The organism is Parabacteroides sp. 20_3, assembly GCF_964238835.1.
GTDB classification, from domain to species: domain Bacteria; phylum Bacteroidota; class Bacteroidia; order Bacteroidales; family Tannerellaceae; genus Parabacteroides; species Parabacteroides distasonis.
The window spans coordinates 121,693-141,311 of the sequence record NZ_CAXSNO010000002.1 but is presented as its reverse complement, the minus strand read 5'-3'; the positions used below and the strand labels follow the sequence as shown (position 1 = coordinate 141,311).

Here is a 19,619-nt window from a genome sequence, read left to right as displayed (position 1 = left end):
CCCGTAGGGAACAAACAGGCGGAAGGAAGTGGCTGAGATTACACTATGATTTGTCGGAAAGTTTGATTGGCTTCTGTTTTTTTCGTATCTTTACGGCCCCTAAAACCAGATAGGTAAAAGATGATAAAAGATAAGCAGGCATTGGAAGGCGGGCGCATATCCATACTTGGCGCACGTGTTCATAATCTGAAGAATATAGATGTAGAGATTCCGAGGAATAAGTTGACGGTGATTACCGGCATGAGTGGTAGCGGCAAGTCCTCATTGGCGTTCGATACGATTTTCGCCGAGGGACAAAGGCGGTATGTGGAGACATTCTCGGCTTACGCCCGGAATTTCTTAGGGAATATGGAGAGACCCGATGTGGATAAGATAACAGGTCTGAGTCCGGTTATCTCCATTGAGCAAAAGACAACCAATAAGAATCCTCGTTCCACCGTCGGTACGACTACCGAGATCTATGACTTTTTCCGTTTGCTTTACGCTAGGGCGGGAGAGGCCTATTCCTATTTGAGCGGGGAGAAGATGGTGAAATATACCGAGGATCAAGTCCTGAGGCTGATCTTGGATGAATACAACGGGAAGAAAACGTATCTCTTGGCTCCGCTTGTGCGTAATCGTAAGGGACATTATAAGGAACTTTTCGAGCAGATACGTAAAAAAGGATATCTGAACGTCCGTGTCGATGGCGAGTTGAAAGATATCTTCCATGGGATGAAGCTGGATCGTTATAAGATGCACAGCATCGAGGTGGTGATCGATAAGATGATTGTCTCCGAGGCAGACGAGCGTCGTTTGAAAGAGAGCTTGAAGATCGCCATGAAGCAAGGCGATGGCCTTGTGCTGATACTGGATGCCGAGACTAACGAGGTTCGCCATTATAGTCGTCGCTTGATGGACCCGGTGACTGGATTGTCTTACAGTGAGCCGGCTCCGCATAATTTCTCGTTCAACTCCCCTCAAGGAGCGTGTCCGAAATGTAAAGGCTTAGGACAGGTCAATTTGTTGGATATGGACAAGATCGTTCCCGATCCATCCTTAAGTATATATAGCGGTGGCATCGTCGCTTTGGGTAAATATAAGAATTCGTTGATATTCTGGCAGATCGAGGCGCTTTGCCAAAAGCATGGCGTGACGATCAAGACGCCTATACGGGATATTCCCGAGGAGGCGATGGACGAGATCATGAACGGTACGGACGAGCGGTTGCAGATCAAGAATGACTCGTTAGGATCGTCTAACTATTTCTTGTCGTATGAGGGAGTCGCCAAGTATATCTTGATGCAACAGGAGAGCGAGGCATCCGCCTCGGCGCAGAAATGGGCGGGACAATTCATCAAGATGGCCACTTGTCCGGAATGTAACGGCTGGCGGTTGAATAAGGAGGCGTTGAGCTACCGGATAGCGGGAAAGAATATCGCCGAGTTGTCGGCCATGGATATCTCGGAATTATACGAGTGGCTGGAGGGTATCGAGGAGAAGCTGGACCCGAAACAGCTTCGGATCGCTACGGAGATATTGAAGGAGATACGCTCCCGCCTGCGCTTCTTGCTGGATGTGGGATTGGATTATCTTTCCATGAACCGGGGTTCCGCTACCTTGTCCGGTGGCGAGAGCCAGCGTATCCGTTTGGCTACCCAGATCGGAAGCCAATTGGTGAACGTACTTTATATATTGGATGAGCCGAGTATCGGTTTGCACCAGCGGGACAACGTCCGTCTGATTAACTCCTTGAAGCAATTGCGTGATACGGGAAACTCCGTGATCGTCGTGGAGCATGATAAGGATATGATGCTGAGTGCCGATTACGTGGTGGATATGGGGCCTAAAGCGGGCCGTCTGGGGGGTGAGGTCGTCTTTGAGGGAACGCCCAAGGAGATGCTGCGTGTAGATACCTTGACCTCTTCCTATCTGAATGGAAACACGGAGATAGCCGTTCCTGCCGAGCGTCGGAAAGGCAACGGGCAGTTTATTACGATCAAGGGAGCCAGCGGCAATAACCTGAAGCATGTGGACGTGTCTTTCCCCTTGGGTACTCTTATTTGCGTCACGGGTGTGTCGGGTAGCGGAAAGTCTACCTTGATAAACCGCACGCTGCAACCGATCTTGAGCCAGCATTTCTATCGCTCGCTGGAAGACCCCTTGGCATACGACGCCATCGAGGGAATCGAGCATGTCGATAAGATCGTGAATGTGGATCAATCTCCGATCGGTCGTTCCCCCCGGAGCAACCCAGCTACCTATACGGGGGTATTCTCGGATATCCGGAATCTGTTCGTGGAACTTCCGGAATCGAAGGTGAGAGGGTATAAACCGGGACGTTTCTCTTTTAACGTATCGGGCGGACGGTGCGAGACCTGTAAGGGAAATGGCTATAAGACGATCGAGATGAATTTCCTTCCGGACGTGCTGGTGCCTTGCGAGGATTGTCACGGCAAGCGATATAACCGGGAAACCCTAGAGGTTCGTTTTCGTGGGAAATCAATTGCGGATATCTTGGATATGACGATTAATATGGCAGTGGAGTTCTTCGAGAATATCCCGACTATCTTATCCAAGATCAAGGTCCTGCAGGATGTAGGTCTGGGATATATCAAGTTGGGGCAACCCTCTACTACCTTATCCGGTGGCGAGAGCCAACGTGTCAAGCTGGCTACCGAGCTGGCGAAGCGGGATACGGGAAAGACGCTTTATGTATTGGATGAACCTACCACCGGTCTGCACTTCGAGGATATCCGGGTCTTGCTGGGGGTATTGAACAAGTTGGTGGATAAAGGCAACACGATCATCGTTATCGAACATAACCTCGATGTTATCAAAAGCGCCGATTACTTGATCGATATGGGCCCCGAGGGCGGTCGCCGTGGAGGTAACGTCCTTTTCACCGGGACTCCGGAGGCTTTAGCGAAGAGTGGCGTCGGGTTTACGGCTCCGTTCTTGAAAGAAGAGTTAGATATAGCAAATAAGAAAAAATGAAGAATCCTATACAAATGATCAAGCAGTGCGTGGAGAAGGAGGAACCTTACTTCGTGCTGAGAGGGCAGGACGTATGTGCGTTGGCTGCCATAGAGACCTATTATGAGGAGGTGAGGAATAAGGTGAAAGATCCTTATTTCATCGAGGAGATCGAAGAGATCATGAAAGATTTCCGGGCGTACCGGGAGGAAGTGTCTAACACTAAAATACCGGATTGATTTATGGCAGACGACAGTTACAAGACCATCAAGCAAGTAGCCGAGGGATATTATACCGAGAAGCGCAGCCGCTTTATCTCGTATGCTATCCCCGTGCGTACGGTGGAAGAGGTGAAGGAGCAACTGGAGAAATACCGTAAACAATATTATGATGCCCGCCATGTATGCTGGGCGTATATGTTAGGTCCAGAGCGGCAGACGTTCCGGGCCAACGATGACGGGGAGCCTTCTTCCACGGCCGGGAAACCGATCCTCGGACAGATCAACTCGAATGAGCTGACCGATTTATTGATTGTCGTAGTACGTTACTTTGGTGGGATCGAGTTAGGGACCAGCGGCCTGATCGTCGCTTATCGCACGGCCGCCGCTGAGGCTATCTCCGCCGCAGAGATCGAGGAACGTACGGTAGACGAGGACATCACGGTCGTTTTCGAATACCCATACCTAAACGGGATCATGCGTATCGTAAAAGAGGATAACCCCGCTATCATCTCACAGAAGTTCGAGATGGATTGCGAGATGACGCTTCGTATCCGTAAAGGAGAGGCTGAACGCCTCAAAAATCGTTTGTTAAAGGTTGAGACCGCTTATCTAAAAGAGTAGCAAGCGATCAACTAATTCAATTTTCAATTGTTTTTTGTAGAGACAAGGCTCATGAGGAACCCTGCCCCTGCATTTTATTGTGTAAATATTAATATAGTTTTATCTGAATGAAAAAAGTTCTTTTATTCTCTCTTTTTCTAGTGTTGGGTTTGGTCGTGTCGCAAATGCTTCCCGCTATGGTGGGGGAACAGTATTCGCTGGTAAAGACGATCTCTAATACATTTTTGTTTATTTGCCTTGCGTTTATCATGATTAATGTGGGGCGTGAGTTCGAGATTGATAAGACCCGGTGGAAGTCTTATACCGAAGATTATTTCATAGCGATGGCTACGGCTGCGTTTCCGTGGATATTCGTGGCTTTATATTATATGTTTGTCTTGCTTCCGGGCGATTTATGGGGAAGTTGGGACGCTTGGAAGGAGAACCTGTTGCTAAGCCGGTTCGCCGCGCCTACCTCGGCGGGTATCTTGTTTACGATGTTGGCCGCCGCCGGGCTAAAAGCCTCTTGGGTATATAAGAAGGTACAGGTATTGGCGATCTTCGACGACTTGGATACGATCCTGTTGATGATCCCGTTGCAAATTATGATGATCGGCTTGCGCTGGCAATTGGGAGTCATTATTCTGGTTGTAGTATTGCTCTTGATTCTGGGCTGGAAGAAAATGGGATATTATAATGTACGTCAAGACTGGAAAGCCATCTTGTTCTATGCCGTCGTGACGTTTGGTATCACGCAAGTGATTTATCTGGTATCGAAACATATGTACGGGGAGGAGGCTAGCATCCATATCGAGGTACTTTTACCTGCGTTTGTCGTAGGTATGATCATGCGGCATAAGCATATCGATACCAAGATCGAGCATCAAGTGTCCGATTTTATCTCTTATCTCTTTATGTTCCTTGTCGGAGTGAGCATGCCGGTGTTTATGGGTGTGGATTTCGCTCAGCAAGCGGCGGAAGTAACTACGGTGACAGGCGCACAGCCGATGATGTCATGGTCGATGATCGCTTTACACGTCGTAATCGTCTCATTCTTATCCAATATCGGTAAATTATTTCCTTTGTTTTTCTACCGTGACCGGATGAAACGGGAGCGTTTGGCGCTGTCTATCGGTATGTTTACCCGTGGAGAGGTAGGAGCCGGCGTTATTTTCATAGCCTTAGGATATGGATTAGGTGGCCCGATGTTGATAATTTCTGTGTTAACTATTGTGTTTAATTTAATTTTAACTGGTATCTTTGTCATCTGGGTAGAGAAACTCACACGCAGCGCTTATAACCTGGAGCAAGCAGGAAAAGCCAAAGCAGTCAATTAATAGAAAAAACACTTGAAGGTATTTCAAGATGATATTCCGTTTCCCTCCCAAGAGGGAAACGGGAATAGTCATAGTACGATCAATTGTTGAAGACCTTCATCTAACTTATTATTTATGGACCGTACGATTAATGTTATCCTTAAACCGTTGCGTCGCTTCGCTATACAGAAGCCGAACGCCAGTCTTTTACTATTTGCCGCCACCATCATCGCTATGGTCTTGGCCAATTCGCCTTGGGCACATAAGTATCATTTATTATTAGCTTTTCCAATCGATCTGCAAGCCGGGCAGTTTAACTTCTTCGCGCATCATGGCGAGACTATGTCTATGTTGGCTTTCGTGAACGACGCCCTTATGGCGGTTTTCTTTTTCGTGATCGGTCTGGAGATCAAGCAAGAGGTATTGATCGGTGAGTTGAGTTCCGTGCGGAAGGCGCTATTGCCTATTATCGCCGCTTGTGGTGGAATGATCGTGCCGGTCTTATTTTATATGTTAGTATGTAATACGCCTCCCGAGGTAAACGGGGCAGCTATTCCGATGGCTACGGATATCGCTTTCGCCTTGGCCGTATTGGGCTTGTTGGGGAAGCGGGTGCCGTTGAGCATGCGTATCTTCTTGACCGCCTTGGCTGTGGTGGATGATATTGGAGGTATTATAATTATCGCCCTGTTTTATAGCGGGCATATCGCTTTCGAGCCTTTGTTGATATCCCTGATAGTCCTCGCTTTGTTGTATGTGGGAGGAAAGTTCCGGGTACACAACCGATTGTTTTTCTATATCGGTGGCTTTATCGTTTGGCTGCTATTTCTGGAGTCAGGAATCCATCCGACAATCGCCGGCGTGTTGATCGCCTTTACGGTTCCAGCCCGTCCGGTTGTTAAGCTAGATGATTTCACGTGTGATATGACCGGGTATTTGAATATGCTGGACTATACCGAGGTTCGTCAGTCCCGTAAAGCGGAAGTGCTTACGCCTACACAAATTCAGGTATTGAATAACATCCATACGTTGGCGGATAAAACGATCAGTCCGTTGCAGACCATCGCTGATAAGTTGCATCCTTTGGTAAACTATGTGATACTTCCTTTATTCGCTTTCGTGAATGCCGGTGTGACATTCGGGGATATCCAACCCCAGACATTGGTTAATGTTCCCTTGGCGGTGTTCGTGGGCCTATTTGTAGGAAAGACATTAGGTATATTCTCTTTCTCTTACTTGTTTGCGTGTACGCCATTCGCCTCCATGCCTACAGGCATGAGCAAGCGTAATTTATTTGGAGTATCCATGTTGGGAGGAATAGGTTTCACGGTAGCCTTGTTCATAGCGAATCTTTCCTTTGACGGCAGTACGGCGGCGGGTGCCGATCTCTTGAATCAGGCGAAGCTGGGTGTATTCACGGGATCGTTTATATCCGGTCTTTGCGGTTATCTGGTATTGAAATGGGTTTTACCTAAAGAAAAAGTGGAAACGATCTAAATAAAAAGGCAGTCCGGCAAGGACTGCCTTTTACATTATATTATGCCGTAACTAAAGTTTCGTGAGATCTTGTTGCCATGTAATATATGATTTGATAATTGAGCACGCCTTCTTAAACCTCTTTGGATTTGTTGAATAGCGAGCCGATCCATAATAACAAAATAGCTCCGACCGTAGAGGTTATCAAGCTCCCTAAGATACCACCGGCCGATATGCCTAGTAAACTGAATACCCAGCCACCCAATACACCTCCAATAATACCTAGGATCAAATTAACAATGACCCCGAAACCTCCTCCACGCATAATCTTACCAGCCAGATAACCGGCTACGATACCGATGATAATAGACCAAATAAATCCCATAACGAATAGTTTTATATTTTATTAAAAAGTTCTGATGCTTTGTATTTAAACACATCCGAAAAGTCTTTGGTTGCGTTTTGTACCTCTTTTTAACGAATCATTCCAAAAGATCTAGCGAATCTATGAAGGATTCATAGACGGGATGGTTCAATTGAAAGACAATCGCTTCGAAAGGACGGAGCGTGATATCTTTTTGAGGCGCCATATGACTTCGGTCCCCGTAATTGTCCAATAGGACGTGTGCGTTACTCATATCTATCCCCGGAGTGGAGATTGCCGCCTTGGGGGAGAAATTGAGCATAATCAGATAAGTGTCGGCCCCAGTCTTGCGTAAGAAGGTATAGGATTGGGGATTCTCCGCATCCAGCAAATGATAACTGCCATAAATCAAACTCGGATTCTCCTTACGGAAGCTGACTACTTTCTTAAAATAATTAAGTATGGAGGTCGGATCTTTTTCTTCGTCCGCTACGTTTATCCAAGTATAATCCGGATTTACCTTTAACCAAGGGGTTCCTGCCGTAAATCCCGCTTCCGGCGAGCGATCCCATTGGAAAGGAGTGCGGGCGTTGTCTCGTCCGGTCTCTTTCTGTTCGTCCAATACCGCCTGCGGATCTTTACCCTCTGCTTTCGCTTTCTTATAGCGGTTGATCGTATCGATATCGTTATAATCCTCGATATGGTCGAACCGAATGTTACGCATACCTATCTCGTCCCCGGCGAACCAATAAGGCGTTCCTCTCATCGTAAGCAGAAAAGTAATAAGCTTCTTGGCGGACAAGGCCCTGAACTCATCCTTATCGCTACCAAAGCGACTGACCATACGGGGCTGGTCATGATTACCCAAGTAGATCGAGGGCCAACCCTTATCTACCGCCTTATCCCATTCCGTAAACATCTTCTTTAGGGCGATCAAGCTATAGTCTATACCGGATTCCGGATTGTCCGGTAGGGTTGTATTCCGGATACGGGCGGCGTCGAAATGATAAAGCATATTCAACTCTTCCCGGGCCGGATCGACAAATTTAGCGACATCATCTACCATCACGGCCGAACCTTCTCCAACACTCATACAATCGTATTTGCTTAATACCTGCCGATTCATCTCGTGAAGATAGAGGTGTAGGCGAGGCTCTTTGGCATAGAAAGAAAAGATATCCGGATATTTCTTGGAATCTATGAGAGGGAATGAGGGATCTTTGGCGATAAGAGAGATGGAATCCATGCGAAAACCGTCTATCCCTTTATCGAACCAGAAGCGCATCATATCGAAAATCTCTTGGCGTACCTCTGGGTTCTCCCAATTTAAGTCGGGTTGTTTCCGGGAGAAATAATGCAGGTAATACGAGTCGGTTGGCTTGTTATACGTCCAAGCGTTGCCTTCCTCGTCGAAATAGCTGAGGCGCAAGGGAGGCTCACCTTTCTCGGCCGGCCACCAATGGTAATAATTATAATAGGAATTATGTCTGGATTTACGGGCTTCCTCGAACCAAGGATGCTCGTCGCTGGTATGGTTTACTACCAAGTCCAGTACCAGTCGCATCTCCCGTTTATGAATCTCTTTCAGGAGGCGGTCGAAATCTTCCATCGTACCGAATTCTCTCATGATTTCCCGATAGTCGCTGATGTCGTAACCATTATCATCGTTGGGAGAGAGAAAGATCGGGTTTAACCAGATGATATCCACACCCAAGCTTTGTATATAATCCAAGCGGGAGGTGATACCGTTTAAGTCACCGATTCCGTCGCCATCGCTGTCCTGAAAGCTACGGGGATAGATTTGGTATATAATCGCTTCTTTCCACCAAGTCTTTTGAATGTCCTCTTGACCGGACGTACTCTCTGTAACATGCTTTGAATCCATCTTATTATTCTTTAGTTTTTTACTATAACAAAAGGATGTGGTGGTTAGTTTCAGCAACTTATGACGCTTAGGAAGTGTTGTTTTATCAACAAATAGAAGAAACATATGGAAAATGGAGTAATGATGCAGTATTTCGAATGGAATCTGCCGAACGATGGAATGCTGTGGAAACGGCTGAAGGATGACGCCTCGCATTTACATGAGATCGGGATCAGCGCCGTATGGATTCCACCCGCTTACAAAGGCCATGAGCAAGCGGACGAGGGGTATGGAACCTATGATCTATATGATTTGGGGGAGTTCGACCAAAAAGGGACCATACGCACCAAGTATGGAACTAAACAGGAACTTCAAGAAATGATCGAGGAACTTCACCGGAACCAGATTGGCGTATATCTGGATGCCGTGATGAACCATAAGGCGGGAGCCGATTATACCGAGTGGTTTATGGCGCAAGAGGTAGATCCTGGGCAACGGGAAAACGCTACCAGCGAACCCCATGAGATAGAGGGCTGGACCGGCTTCGACTTCCCGGGGCGTGGTAATATGTATTCTAATTTTAAATGGCATTGGTTTCATTTCTCCGGGACGGACTATGATGTGTCCCGCAAGAAGGAAGGTATATTCCAGATTCTGGGAGAGGGAAAACATTGGAGTGAGGGAGTCGATGATGAGAATGGAAATTACGACTATCTCATGTTCGCCGATCTGGATTTCGATAACCCTGAAGTCGTGCGTGAGATGCAGGAATGGGGGATCTGGGTATCGAACGAACTAAACTTGGACGGTATGCGACTCGATGCGATCAAGCATATGAACGACCAGTTTATCAAGCATTTTCTGGAGGCGGTGAGAGCGGATCGGGGAGAGGGTTTCTACGCTGTCGGGGAATATTGGAAAAACGATACCGAATCGTTGGAGGCTTACCTGTCGCAAGTAGAATATAACGTGGATTTGTTTGACGTAGCCTTACATTATAACTTGAATGAGGCTTCCGAGAAAGGTCGTGACTATGATTTACGCGATCTATTAAAAGGGACCTTGGTCGAGATATGCCCGGATCAAGCCGTCACCTTCGTGGATAACCATGATTCCCAGAAAAACAGTTCTTTGGAGTCGCAGGTGAAGGATTGGTTCAAACCTTCCGCCTACGGTTTGATCCTGTTGATGAAGAAAGGGTATCCGTGTATCTTTTATGGGGATTATTATGGCGTAAAAGGGAAGAAATCTCCCCATCGTAAGGTATTGGATATGCTATTGCGTACCCGGAAAGAATATGCGTACGGGGAAGAGGTGGATTATTTTGATCATCCGAACACGATCGGTTTCGTACGCTTGGGAGATCCGGGACATGCTGATTCGGGCTTGGCGGTGGTTATCTCGAACGGGGAAGATGGAGAGAAAACAATGCCTGTGGGGGAGAACCGGAAAGGCGAGGTATGGCATGAGATCACAGGCTCGGTAAAAGATACCGTGGCGATTGATGAGGAAGGGAAGGGCCGTTTCCTTGTCAAGGGAGGCAAATTGGCTGTTTGGGTCAAGGCTTAACGGATGCTTTACTTGACCTCGAATTGTATTTTCTTTTGGTTCCCCTCGTTGTCGATGAGGGTAAGGAGATGTTTTCCTTGGCTCACGGAGCAACTGATCTGGTGATTCTCGGTGGTCTCTCCCAGATAGCTTTCGTCCAGATGCCAGTAAATCGTAGCGTCACGGCGGGCGTGGGCGGCCTTGAAGATAAATTTCTCAGACTTTCCGGAGAAGCCTTTCGGAAGGTAGAGAATGGCGTTATGCTCGGGATAGATCAGTTCGATCTGGCGGTTCAGGTCTTGCCCGCAGCCGGGTTTTACCGGAGGGAGCGGGATATAATCGATGTGATAGTTGCGGTAGTAATACTCCTGCGCGGGAGGAAGCACGAACCACGGGCGGCTGATCATCCGGTCGACAGACTCGCAGGAACTATTGACCCTGTACCGTCCGTCCGCCGATAGATGCACGAGCTTATGGTAGGGGCAAATCCCCGTGTTATTGCCGGACAGCGGCATGTATAAGGTGTCCGTTTGCTCGCAGTAGGGCGAGGCTTTATGTCCGCTGTTCCGGCAGATCGCCATGGGAAGCGTCTCATCATAGGGCAGGTCGAACCATTCGCCACCGGGCAATAGGGAAAAGAGATCGAAAAGGACCGGGGCGGCGTTGCCGACACCCGTAAGTCCCGGACGGCCCTCGCCGGAAGCGTTACCTGCCCATACGCCGACGACGTAGCGGGGAGTCGTGCCGATCGCCCAAGCGTCTCGTCCCCCGTAACTCGTCCCGGTCTTCCATGCGATCCGTTTCATCGACTCGAATTGTTGCCAGTCGGCCTCTTCCTCGGGACGGTTCAGAGCAGACATCGCCTCGAACGTGTACCACAGGGCCGCGGAGGAAAGGAGCGCCTTATCGGTGAGCCGGCTATCGGTAAGGGAACGGATAGGTTCCTTCCTCTCCGCCGGAAAGGGAGTCAGCGGATGGATATCCGCCGGATTATAGCGTCCGTTGTAAGTACGGTAATGTTTAAGCACACGAGACATGGAGGCATACATACCGGAAAGATCCCATAAGGTTCCCTCGGCCCCTCCCAAGATCAAGGAGGCCCCGTAATGTTCCTCGGAGAAACGTAAGGTAGTCATTCCCCACGATTTCAGTAAAGACATAAAGCGTCCGGTATTATACTGGGAGAGCATACGTACCAAGGGAACGTTCAAGGAGCGCTCTATGGCTACATGGGCCGGTACCGCCCCGTAGAATGTCTTGTTGTAATTATGGGGGGAGAAGCCATTTATATTCAAGGGCACGTCCGATACCAGCATGGAGGGGAGCAACAGCCCGTCGTGCAGCATACCGGCATACAGGAAGGGCTTGAGGATGCTTCCCGTGCTGCGGGGCGAGGTGATGATATCCACTTGGTTCCCCCGCCGCTCGTCGGCCGGATAGGTAGCGTTTCCGGCGTAGGCCAATACCTCCCCGGTCTCCACGTCCGCTACGATCGCCGCCAGATTATGGATATGGTTGGAACTGTATTCACGGGCATAACGGTTTACGAGGGCCTGTGTCTGCCGTTGCAGGGCTTGGCGGACGGAGGTTTGGATGCGTTGTCCCGGTTGTTCCGCGGCCAGTCTTTCTAACAGGTGAGGGGCATCATTAGGTAAAGGGAGAGGGGCTTCGGGAAGTGGCTCCATGCAGGCCAGTTCGTATTCAGTCTCTTCCAATATACCTTTCTTTTGAAGGGAAGCCAATAAGCGATCCCGCTTCTCCTTCAGTTGTTTCCGGTTTCTCCCGGGGTGGATCAAGGCGGGGGAGTTGGGAAGGACGGCCAGCGTAGCGCTCTCGGCCCACGATAGCTCGGAGGCGCTTCGCCCGAAATAACGCCATGCGGCGGTCTCCAGCCCGATTACGTTTCCCCCGAAGGGAGCGTGCGAGGCATAGAGGTTCAGTATCTCTTGTTTGCTATAGGTGGTTTCCAGAAAGAGCGCCCAGCACATCTCGATCGTTTTCTCGTAGAAGGTCCGGTCTTGGTTCCCTCTCGCTATGCGTGCCAATTGCATGGTCAAGGTACTTCCTCCGCTCACCACACGCCCCGCTTTCCCGTTCAAGCGGATCGCCCGGACGATGGCGGCGGGGTCTATCCCGGGATGGTAAAAGAACCGTTTGTCCTCGTACGTGAGCAAGCAATCCACGAATCTGTCGGGCAAGCTATCCGTCGCCGGGAAACGCCATTGCCCGTCCGGTGCGATACGTGCGCCTAAAAGCTCGCCCTCGGCCGAATATAATAAAGTAGAGCAGGGGGCGGGAAATAATTGCCGGGGTACGATGCCATACATGACACACCACGCCGTCACGCCGATCCCCAAGAGGGATGCGAGGAGGCGCCATAGCACTCGTCCCGGCCTTGGTAATAGCGACTTGGATAGATGGCTGAGGCATCTGCCAGTACTCCGTAGGAAGTACTGTAGTACTGTGCGCAAAGTACTGCGGTACTCCTTACGAAGTACTGCGGTACTGTCCGGCTGAGTATTGCGGTACTTTATAAGGAGTACTGCCTCAATCATACCAATTGACACTCTCCTCATAATGATCGAACCTTAGCTCTTCCGTCACTCCGACTCTTCGCAAGGCGTTTAGCACGATCCTTTGCTCTTTAGGTGAGAGTGGAAATTCGCCCCTTCGCCGCTCGAAGTAGGGGTTACGTCCGAAATGGGACATGAGTATCGACATGAATTGCTGGTATTGCGCCGGGAACATCCGGCTCTGCATCCCGGTGAAGCCCCGTGCGTAGGTGACGGGAGCGGAGTCTCGGAAGTAGGGGCAAGCCTCATCCCGGGTACAGAGGGTGGGGTTCAGCAGCCGTAATACGGTTGCCGGTTGTTCGATGAGCGGTTGGTAGGCGATCTGGTGCAGGCACTTTCCGGCCCGAGGGCAATCTTGTTGCTGGCAGACGGCGTAGTCGATGGGGATTTCCTTGTGTAGTTTCTTGGGCATGATCTTGTTTTACAATCTTAGATGTTTCATTGAACGCAAATATAGCGAATATATTTGAGAAGTGATTGTTCGAAAAGGAGATATACGGATAGATCATTGCATCTTGGTATAATTTATGTACATTTGTGGATTAACCATTTAAACATTCATGTGTATGATACGGTCTATCGGTTTATTCTGCGTACTTTGTCTCTTGTCTATCTTGACAAGTTGTCATACGACAAGCCCTGCGGATCAAGATCTCCCCCCTTATAATCCGAATGTAGAGGCGTTTACTACCGGGAAGATTTCCCGGTATTCTCCCGTTTACCTGATCTTTAATCAAGAGATCCCGGCGGATCGATTAAAGGCGGACCGATTGGGGAAACTCGTGCGCCTCAAGCCCGATGTGCCGGGGAAATGGGCTTTCGAGAATAACCGGACGTTGGTATTCAAGCCGGAGAAAGGCTTTGAGCGAAACACCTCTTATCAGGTGAAAGCCGATTTGTCCGAATGGTTTGAGGCACAAGGTAAGGATAAGTGGTTCGCTTTTGGTTTTACCACGCTCCCTTTAGCCCTTCGGGGGAATCTGGAATCGATGGATATCAACAAGAAAAACGAGAATGGGTACGATCTGACCGCCGTGCTTTTTACTCCGGATAAGGAATCTCCGGAGACCGTGGAGTCGTTGGTGGATTTCTCGGAGAAGGTAGACGCTACTTGGCAACACAGCCCGGATGGAAAGAAACATGAGGTGACCTTATTCAATGTCTCCGCCGGGATGGAGGGGGAACGGACACTCAAGCTTTCCGTATCTTCTAATAAACTAGGCGTGGAAAAGGCCGATGTCGTGACAGTGAGCGTTCCGGATCAGAATGATTTCTCGGTGTACGACGTGACGTATGTGTCCGAGCCGGAGCGTTACGTGGAGGTCGCTTTCACGAAGTTATTGGATGTGGGCCAAGATATGAGAGGCTTGGCCTTTATCGCCGAGAATACGTCGGAGACCGTAACCGTGGACGGAAACAAGCTACGCCTATATCCGGATGCCGATTTGTGGCAAAAGGGCGTGATGAATATCCACCTGAACCAAGGCATCCGCAGCAAGAGCGGCTTGAACCTGAAAGAGGCTGTCGTGCGTCAAATAATCCTAGATGAGCAGAAACCCGGCGTCCGTTTTATCGGGAAAGGAGTGATCATCCCGCAATCCACGCAATTATCCGTTCCTTTCCAAGCGATTTATTTGCGAGGGGTTACGGTGAGCGTTATCAAGATATTGGAGCAGAATATCGGTCAGTTCCTGCAATCGAACAACTTGGATGAGTCCGGGGAGCTGATGCGTGTCGGGCGCTTGATCGCCCGTAAGACGATCTTCTTGGATGAGGAGGGTCTTGACCTGTCCCGGTGGAATACGTTCGCGGTCGATTTAAAGCGGTTGATCGAGCCGGAACCGGGCGCTATCTACCGTCTGGAGCTTTCGTTTGACCGGCCTTTGTCGGCCTATCCTTGCGGGAATGATACGGTGAAGATCTCGAAGGAGCAGATCTTGGCCTCGGACGAGATCCGTTTCAAGGAAGAGTCCGCCCGTTTTGACGAGGGAGCGTATTATTACCGTCAATACGATTGGTCTAGTTATAATTGGAAAGAATGGAACGATCCTTGCTCGGATAGTTATTACTTTAATAAGGTAGAGGGAAAGAATATCTTGGCTACCAATTTGGGACTGGTCGCCTTGATGGGGCAGGATAATGATATGACCGTGTTGGTGCATAATATACAGAATACGGAGCCGGAGCGAGGAGTTACGGTTACCGCCTATAATTACCAACACCAAGCGTTGGCCTCGGGCACGACCGATGATAAGGGACAGGTACGGCTGGATCTCTCCTCGGGACGTCCGTTCTACCTGATCGCCTCACAGGGAACCCAACGTTCCTATCTGCGGGTGGATAACGGATCGGCTCTCTCGCTCAGTTCGTTCGATGTATCGGGCGAGGTAGTCCAGAAAGGGATCAAGGGCTTTATCTATGGCGAGCGGGGCGTATGGCGTCCGGGTGATACGTTGCATCTGGGCTTTATGCTGAACGACCGGGCGAAGCAATTGCCGGCAGAGCATCCGGTGGTGATGGAGCTGTACAACCCGTTAGGGCAAATGTATGCCCGTAAGACGCAGACCCGTGGCGAGCTGGGGCTTTATGTCTTCGATTTCGTTACCGAGGCGGATGCTCCCACGGGTGCGTGGAATGTGAAGGCGCAAGTGGGTGGGGTCTCTTTCTCGAAGCGCTTACGTATCGAGTCCATCAAGCCGAACCGCCTGAAGATCGCCTTATCCATGCCGGAGAAGACCTTGTTGCGTGGTGAGCCTATGGATGCCCGCCTGCATGTGGAATGGCTGCAAGGAGCTATCGCCCGTAACTTGAAATACGATATACAAGGTACCTTTATCGCCACCCCGACTACCTTCGAGGGCTATAAGGGTTTCTATTTCGACGATCCTTCCCGTGTATTTAATACGGAAGAGAGCAAGCTGATCTCCGGCGTTACCAATGAGCGGGGCGATGCCACGGTACAAGCCCGCTTCGAGCTGGGTTCTACCGCTCCCGGAATGTTGCTGGCAAACCTAGTGACCCGGGTCTATGAGGAATCCGGCGATTTCAGTATCGACGCGGACCGGATGCTTTACTCGCCTTATCGCCGGTATGCCGGTATCAAATCTCCGCAGAAAGATAAGGAACAACTAAATACCGGAGCCAATTATACCTACGAGGTCGCTTCTGTTGATTATTTAGGGAAACCGCAAGCGAATACGGAATTAGACGTGAAAGTATATAAGGTCTATTGGTATTGGTGGTGGGACTCCAACAGTAGCGGTTTGGCCAATTACGTATCGGATTCCTACAATAAGCCGGTAAAGACATTTGCCATCCGTACGGATGGGGACGGCCGGGGTATGTTCCAGCTCTCTTTCCCGGATAAGGAGTGGGGAACGTATTTCATCTCCGTGAAAGATAAGGAGAGCAAGCATTCTACGGGAGTGATGAGTTATTTCGACTGGCCTTATAACGAGGGCCGACGTAACACCGATGGCAGCGAGTCCGCCACGATGCTTAGTTTCAAGACCGATAAGGATAGTTATACGCCCGGAGAAAAGATGGTAGTCACCTTCCCCTCTACGAAAGGAAGCCGTGCGATTATCTGTATAGAGAACGGCGTGCGTGTCCTTTCCTTGACGGAACATACGTGCGAGGATAAACAAACGACCGTGAGACTGGATGTGACGAAAGATATGCAGCCGAACGCTTACGTCTATATCACCCTTTTGCAGCCTCATGGCATCACGAAGAACGATTTGCCGATCCGCTTGTACGGCGTGGTCCCGTTCACGGTAACTTCTCCGGAGAGCCATCTGACTCCGGTCATCCAATCTCCCGCCGAGCTGAAACCGGATGCCTCTTATACCGTCTCCGTCTCCGAGAAGAATGGAAAGGAGATGGCTTACACGCTGGCGGTCGTGGACGAGGGCTTGCTGGACCTGACCCGTTTCCGTACGCCGGAGCCTTGGAAGGCGTTTAACGCCCGGGAAGCGTTGGGCGTGAATACATGGGATTTGTATAACTACGTGGTTGGCGCTTATGGCGGCCGTATCGAGCAATTGTTCAGTATCGGCGGCGATGATGCGCTGAACAAAGGCCCGAAAGCGATCGTGAACCGCTTCAAGCCCGTGGTGCGATTTGACGGCCCATTCTTGCTGAAGAAGGGGAAGACCGCCCGTCATACCTATCAGATGCCGAATTATAACGGGCGTGTCAAGATCATGGTGGTAGCCGGAAACGGGGAGGCTTATGGACATGCCGATAAGAGCGTGATGGTACGTAAGCCCGTAATGCTGCTAGGAACCTTGCCCCGGGTGATCGGCGTGGGCGAGGAGATGGTAGTACCCGCTACGGTATTCGCTACCGAGGATGGCGTAGGAGCCGTGAATGTATCTATCGCTTGCAGCTCGAATATGGAAGTGGTCGGCGAGGCGACGAGGAGCTTGAGCTTCGAGCGGAAAGGGGATCAGCAAGCCTCGTTCCGTATCCGGGTGAAGAAGAACCCGGGTATCGGGAAGGTAACGATAACCGCTACGGGTAAAGGGGATAAATCCGTTTATGAGACGGAACTGGAGATCCGTACGGTACGCCGCCCGCAAGTGAAAGTTAGCGCCGCTACCTTGGAGGCCGGCAAGTCTTGGAAAAAGACGGTTGCGATGCCGGGTGCCACGGGTACGAACCAGTTGACTTTAGAAGTGTCGGATATCGCCCCCGTGAACTTATCCTCACGTCTATCTTATTTGTTGGGTTATCCGCACGGATGTCTGGAACAGATCACCTCGAAAGGATTCCCGCAGCTTTATATCTCCTCGTTTACGGATTTGACCCCTCAACAGGCGAAATCCACGGAGGAGGCCGTGAAAGAGGTGATCCGCCGTCTGCGCTCTTACCAGACCGTAGATGGGGCTTTCGCCTATTGGCCGGGTGGAACGAGCAGCAATGGCTGGGGTACGGTTTACGCTACTCATTTCTTGCTGGAAGCCTCGAAGAAAGGCTACTTGGTTCCCGAGGCCATGAAACAAAGCGTATTGAATAATCTACGCCGGGTAGCCCGTAATTGGAAGCCGGCTACCTCTTATTATATGGATTCGGAAGAGGCTACGCAAGCCTATCGCCTGTATGTATTGGCTTTGGCCGGGTCGCCGGAGATGGGTGCCATGAACCGCTTGAAAGAGATGAAAGATTTGACCTCCATGAGTCGCTGGTCGCTAGCTTCCGCCTATGCCTTGGTCGGCCGTGAGGATGTCGCTCAAGACCTGATCAGCAAGACGACGGCTCTTCCTTCCGGTTATTCCGAGTATGACGAGACGTTCGGCAGTGATGTCCGGGATCAATCCATCCAGTTAATGACGCTTTGCTTGTTGGATAAAGGCAAGGAGGCCGCTACCTTGGTGGAAGAATTGTCCAAACAACTTTCTTCGGATGATTGGTTGAGCACACAATCTACGGCATTCGCTTTAGTTGCCTTGTCGGACTACCTAGCTAAATATCGGGTAGACGGGGCCATGGATTTCACGTACGCTTGTGGCGGAAAGGATGGACAGGTGAAAACGGATAAGAATATATGGTCCGAGACCTTATTGGATAAGGCGGGGACCTCGGCGAGCGTCGAGTTGAAGAACACGGGTAAATCTACGCTCTTCGCCCGTATCATAACCGAGGGAATACCGGAGCAGGGAGAGGAAAAAGCGTATGCGAATGGTGTCTCGTTGGCGGTTAGCTATGTGGACTTGAACGGACGTCCGGTCAATGTCGCCCAATTGGAGCAAGGTACGAATTTCTCCGCCGTGGTTACGGTAAAGAACCCTTCGGCCCGGGGATATAATAATTTGGTATTATCGGAGATCTTCCCTGCCGGATGGGAAATACTGAATACCCGTTTCTTGAATGAGTCCGCTACGGACAGCTTGAGCGCCGGAGTGAATTATCAGGATATTCGTGACGACCGTGTTTATAGTTATATAGACCGTCTGCCGGCAGGCAGTCAAGTGACCGTGAAGATCAATCTTTGCGCAGTCTACCCGGGCCGCTTCTACCTGCCTCCGGTGTATTGCGAGGCGATGTACGATTATTTAATCCGTGCGAATACCGCGGGACAAGAAGTTACCGTATTCTAATTTCGTGGGGGGTGGGCAGACCCCGCCCTTATATTTTTTCGAAATTTATTGGATTTATAGTTGTATGCTCGAATAAAACCATTACATTCGCAGCATATTTGAGATTGATTTAAGTTAGTATTAGAAAGTATTTGCTCACAACTTGATTTGTTAGGTAAACTTTTTTAGTCGACATACTCAGCTCAATTAACCATTTAATTAAAGTTTACAAAATGAATCTTTACATTTCAAATCTAAGTTACAACATCTCTGATGAGGACTTAAGACAGTTATTTGCTGATTACGGTGAGATTACTTCAGCAAAAGTTATTATGGATAGAGAAACCGGCCGTTCAAGAGGCTTCGGTTTCGTTGAGCTGAGCGATGATGAGCTAGCCAAAAAGGCTATCGAGGAGTTAAACCAAGCAAGTTATGACGGCAAAGTCATCAATATAACAGAAGCCAGACCTAGAGAGGATAGAGGCGACAGAGGTGGTCGTTTCAATAACAACAGAGGTGGCGGCTACGGTTCCAACAGAGGCGGTGGCTATGGCTCTAACAGAGGTGGCGGTTATGGTTCTAACCGGGATGGTGGAAGATATTAATTCTATCTAGATAAAAA

12 protein-coding genes are annotated in these 19,619 nt (G+C 49.7%); 8 read left to right on the top strand and 4 right to left on the bottom strand.

What is annotated here, in order from left to right; all coding sequences use genetic code 11:
- Positions 1-120 precede the first annotated feature (120 nt).
- From uvrA to nhaA, 5 genes are all read left to right on the top strand, one after another.
- Positions 121-2,976 carry an excinuclease ABC subunit UvrA gene (uvrA, locus tag ACESPU_RS04390; protein WP_373133160.1) on the top strand — a complete coding sequence of 952 codons (2,856 nt, stop codon included), beginning with the start codon at positions 121-123 and terminating at the stop codon, positions 2,974-2,976.
- Positions 2,973-3,194 (top strand): hypothetical protein, encoded by a 222-nt coding sequence (locus tag ACESPU_RS04385; RefSeq protein WP_005857287.1) that lies wholly within the window; start codon positions 2,973-2,975, stop codon positions 3,192-3,194. The genes uvrA and ACESPU_RS04385 overlap by 4 nt, the downstream gene beginning before the upstream one ends.
- 3 nt (positions 3,195-3,197) lie before the next feature.
- Complete coding sequence (locus tag ACESPU_RS04380; protein WP_005862686.1) at positions 3,198-3,797, top strand: YigZ family protein; 600 nt, start codon at positions 3,198-3,200, stop codon at positions 3,795-3,797.
- A 107-nt stretch (positions 3,798-3,904) separates the two neighbouring features.
- Positions 3,905-5,113, top strand: a complete 1,209-nt coding sequence (locus ACESPU_RS04375) for a cation:proton antiporter (protein WP_005862684.1) — start codon at positions 3,905-3,907, stop codon at positions 5,111-5,113.
- Positions 5,114-5,227: 114 nt separating this feature from the next.
- Positions 5,228-6,589 (top strand): Na+/H+ antiporter NhaA, encoded by a 1,362-nt coding sequence (gene nhaA / locus ACESPU_RS04370; protein WP_005862682.1) that lies wholly within the window; start codon positions 5,228-5,230, stop codon positions 6,587-6,589.
- Positions 6,590-6,701: 112 nt separating this feature from the next.
- On the opposite strand, the gene ACESPU_RS04365 is transcribed toward nhaA, so the two are convergent.
- Both ACESPU_RS04365 and ACESPU_RS04360 read right to left on the bottom strand, forming a co-directional pair.
- Positions 6,702-6,953 carry a GlsB/YeaQ/YmgE family stress response membrane protein gene (locus ACESPU_RS04365; RefSeq protein WP_005857281.1) on the bottom strand — a complete coding sequence of 84 codons (252 nt, stop codon included), beginning with the start codon at positions 6,951-6,953 and terminating at the stop codon, positions 6,702-6,704.
- A gap of 97 nt (positions 6,954-7,050) precedes the next feature.
- The gene (locus tag ACESPU_RS04360) at positions 7,051-8,817 is read right to left on the bottom strand and encodes an alpha-glucosidase (RefSeq protein WP_373133159.1); all 1,767 of its coding nucleotides are present in this window, start codon (positions 8,815-8,817) and stop codon (positions 7,051-7,053) included.
- Positions 8,818-8,922: 105 nt separating this feature from the next.
- Between ACESPU_RS04360 and ACESPU_RS04355 the strand changes: the two genes are divergently transcribed.
- Entirely contained in the window at positions 8,923-10,365 is a 1,443-nt protein-coding gene (locus ACESPU_RS04355; RefSeq protein WP_288653588.1) for an alpha-amylase, read from the top strand.
- 8 nt (positions 10,366-10,373) lie between these two features.
- Here ACESPU_RS04355 and pbpC read toward each other — a convergent pair whose 3' ends face one another.
- Both pbpC and ACESPU_RS04345 read right to left on the bottom strand, forming a co-directional pair.
- On the bottom strand, positions 10,374-12,920 hold the full coding sequence (gene pbpC, locus ACESPU_RS04350; protein WP_373133158.1) for a penicillin-binding protein 1C: 2,547 nt from the start codon (positions 12,918-12,920) through the stop codon (positions 10,374-10,376).
- Positions 12,892-13,329, bottom strand: a complete 438-nt coding sequence (locus tag ACESPU_RS04345; protein WP_122378617.1) for a DUF6078 family protein — start codon at positions 13,327-13,329, stop codon at positions 12,892-12,894. Before ACESPU_RS04345 ends, pbpC begins: the two co-directional genes overlap by 29 nt.
- Before the next feature lie 154 nt (positions 13,330-13,483).
- On the opposite strand from ACESPU_RS04345, the gene ACESPU_RS04340 reads away from it, so the two are divergent.
- Both ACESPU_RS04340 and ACESPU_RS04335 read left to right on the top strand, forming a co-directional pair.
- The gene (locus tag ACESPU_RS04340) at positions 13,484-19,018 is read left to right on the top strand and encodes an alpha-2-macroglobulin (RefSeq protein WP_373133157.1); all 5,535 of its coding nucleotides are present in this window, start codon (positions 13,484-13,486) and stop codon (positions 19,016-19,018) included.
- 212 nt (positions 19,019-19,230) lie between these two features.
- Positions 19,231-19,602, top strand: coding sequence for an RNA-binding protein (locus ACESPU_RS04335; protein ID WP_005862667.1), 372 nt, complete (start codon positions 19,231-19,233; stop codon positions 19,600-19,602).
- Positions 19,603-19,619: the final 17 nt, after the last annotated feature.